At 56.3% G+C, this 2,635-nt stretch carries 3 protein-coding genes and 1 riboswitch; of the genes, 2 read left to right on the top strand and 1 reads right to left on the bottom strand.

Annotated elements, in window-relative coordinates; all coding sequences use genetic code 11:
* Nucleotides 1-275: 275 nt before the first annotated feature.
* Together glnA and NW837_RS13205 are read left to right on the top strand one after the other, a co-directional pair.
* Complete coding sequence (gene glnA / locus NW837_RS13210; RefSeq protein ID WP_414332093.1) at nt 276-1,700, top strand: type I glutamate--ammonia ligase; 1,425 nt, start codon at nt 276-278, stop codon at nt 1,698-1,700.
* Between the two features lie 92 nt (nt 1,701-1,792).
* Nucleotides 1,793-1,915, top strand: coding sequence for a hypothetical protein (locus tag NW837_RS13205; protein WP_414332092.1), 123 nt, complete (start codon nt 1,793-1,795; stop codon nt 1,913-1,915).
* A gap of 33 nt (nt 1,916-1,948) precedes the next feature.
* Here NW837_RS13205 and NW837_RS13200 read toward each other — a convergent pair whose 3' ends face one another.
* Nucleotides 1,949-2,401, bottom strand: a complete 453-nt coding sequence (locus tag NW837_RS13200) for a DUF4278 domain-containing protein (RefSeq protein WP_011434342.1) — start codon at nt 2,399-2,401, stop codon at nt 1,949-1,951.
* Between the two features lie 80 nt (nt 2,402-2,481).
* Nucleotides 2,482-2,577, bottom strand: a riboswitch (Glutamine riboswitch).
* Nucleotides 2,578-2,635: the final 58 nt, after the last annotated feature.

Here is a 2,635-nt window from a genome sequence, read left to right as displayed (position 1 = left end):
TCATCAAAGCGCATTCCTCCCGGCACTGACCCTACGGGTACAGTGCGGGGCTCCTGCGATTTCTAGCTGAGATGGCCAGCAATTTGGTCTTGGTCAGAAAGCGGAGCTCAAATGAATTTTGTATCAGAAACTACAAAATACCCGTGTTGGCCTTTCTAGGATGAGTGAGCGTTTTTGGCCTGTCTGGGTCGAAGCGTGGGGATCACCTGCTGGGATCCCATTTGTTTCAGCCACAGTTCCCCCAGTCTTAACCGCAACCCAATCAGGAGAGAGTAATGGCATCCACGCCCCAAGAAGTGCTTCAGATGATCCAGGACAACAACGTCCAGATAGTGGATCTCAAGTTTGTGGATATCTTTGGCACCTGGCAGCATGTTTCCTTCCACACCTCGATGATCAAGGAAGAAACCTTCACCGAGGGGCTTCCCTTTGACGGATCCAGTATCCGGGGCTGGAAAGCGATCAACGAGTCGGACATGTACATGGTGCCGGATCCCAAAACGGCTTGGATCGATCCCTTTCTGGAGGTGCCCACCCTCAGCATAACTTGCAGCATTGTTGAGCCGCGCACTGGCCAGCCCTATAGCCGTTGTCCCCGCAGCCTTGCCGCCCGTGCCGTTGCCTATCTGCAATCGACGGGCATTGCCGATACGGCTTACTTCGGGCCGGAAGCGGAGTTTTTCATCTTTGAGGATGTTCGCTTCGACCAAACCCAAAACTCGGCCTACTACTTCGTGGATTCCATCGAAGGTCGCTGGAACTCGGGCCGCGAGGAGAAAGGTGGCAACCTGGGCTACAAGCCTCGCTACAAAGAGGGCTATTTCCCGGCCCCGCCCACCGATGCCCATCAAAACATCCGCACCGAGATGCTGCTGACCATGGGCAAGTTGGGGGTGCCCATCGAGAAGCATCACCACGAGGTGGCTACCGGCGGGCAAGGGGAGTTGGGCTATCGCTTTGCCGATCTGATCACGGCTGCCGACTACATGATGGTTTACAAATACGTGATCCGGAACGTGGCCCGCAAGCACGGCAAAACCGTCACCTTCATGCCCAAGCCCCTATTTAACGACAACGGCACTGGCATGCACACCCACCAGTCCCTCTGGAAGGATGGCCAGCCTTTGTTCTATAGCGAAGGCACCTATGCCAACCTGAGCGAGACAGCTCTCTACTACATCGGTGGCCTGCTCAAGCATGCCCCGGCAATCCTGGCCTTCACCAACCCCACCACCAACTCCTACAAGCGCTTGGTGCCCGGCTTCGAGGCGCCGGTGAACCTGGCTTACTCCCAGGGCAACCGTTCCGCTGCCATTCGCATTCCGGTGACCGGCAACAATCCCAAGGCCAAGCGTCTGGAGTTCCGCTGCCCGGATGCCACCTGCAACCCCTACATCGCCTTTTCGGCCATGCTGATGGCTGGCCTGGACGGGATCAAGAATAAGATCCACCCCGGCGAGCCTCTGGACAAAGATATCTACGATCTGGAGCCGGAAGAGCTGGCCAGGATCCCTTCCACGCCTGGATCCCTGCTGGATGCCCTGGAAAACCTGCAGAAGGATCATGCCTTCTTGCTAGAGGGCGGTGTCTTTACTGAGGATCTGATCCAGACCTATATCGAGTACAAGATCGACAACGAGATCAACCCCATCAATCTGCGGCCTCACCCCTACGAGTTCGCCCTTTACTTCGACGCCTAAGCGGTGTGGCCGATTCTGCAGCGGGATCCCTGATGGGATCCCGTTTTTTTCCGAGGAAATAGCACCCCTCAATTGTGGATCCCTTGAGCAACTTGGCTACTTTTGGTCAACAGCACCTCGTGCCAGCGTTGAAGCGTCCTGTGCCGTCCATCGACCTGAGGAAGCTCAACCCAGAAACCAAAAGGGGATCCCCAGCCGGGATCCCTTCTCGCTGAGCTCATGCCAGAGCATCAACAGTTACGGGCAGATCAGCTCATGCTGACACGGCTACGGTCGTAGTTGAGCCGAAAGGTGGGATGCACTTTTCCTTGGATGCGGTTCCAGAAGTTGCGCACGTTGACATGCAGGCCAATCTGCTCTGTACCGCGGAGCAGCATGGATTGCTGGCGAATCCGAATCAAGCGTTGATGGCTCATCATCAAGCGGCGAGACAGCTCATCCAAGACATGAGAACGGCCATTAGCAGCCACCGGGGCAGATGCCTCTGCCGTCTGAACGGGTTGAGCCGGCCCTTCGGCCGCCTTGAGATGATGAGCAACACCCCGATAGAGCAGGTCAAGGTTGGTGGGCAAAACCACCGGCTTGCTCAGGTGGCGGAACCGCCAGTCCAGCCCCCGGTAACGACCCCCCACTTTGCCGGGAGAAACCGCTGCAGTTGCAGAAGAGGGGGTGTAATCGACGCCACGGTAAAAGAGTGCCATGATCTTCGCCTCCAAATGAGTTGAGTTTTCATCCGTTCGCCTTCTCCCAAGAGAAGCCCCACGGTTACCAGAAGAGTTGAGGCGCGTTCCTTCGGGATCTCTCCCTACTTCCGTCCTCTGGCTGCGATGTCGCTCTACCCATGATGAGCCGCCCAGCACGCGAGAGGATGAACGATTTCTATCTACATTCTGTATTATAAGCTACGGTTTTGGGGTGTTGTCAGCAACTTTTAA

The sequence above is a fragment of the Synechococcus sp. R6-10 genome, assembly GCF_047461815.1.
Classification (GTDB): domain Bacteria; phylum Cyanobacteriota; class Cyanobacteriia; order Thermostichales; family Thermostichaceae; genus Thermostichus.
This window is presented reverse-complemented; position numbering and strand designations above follow the sequence as displayed.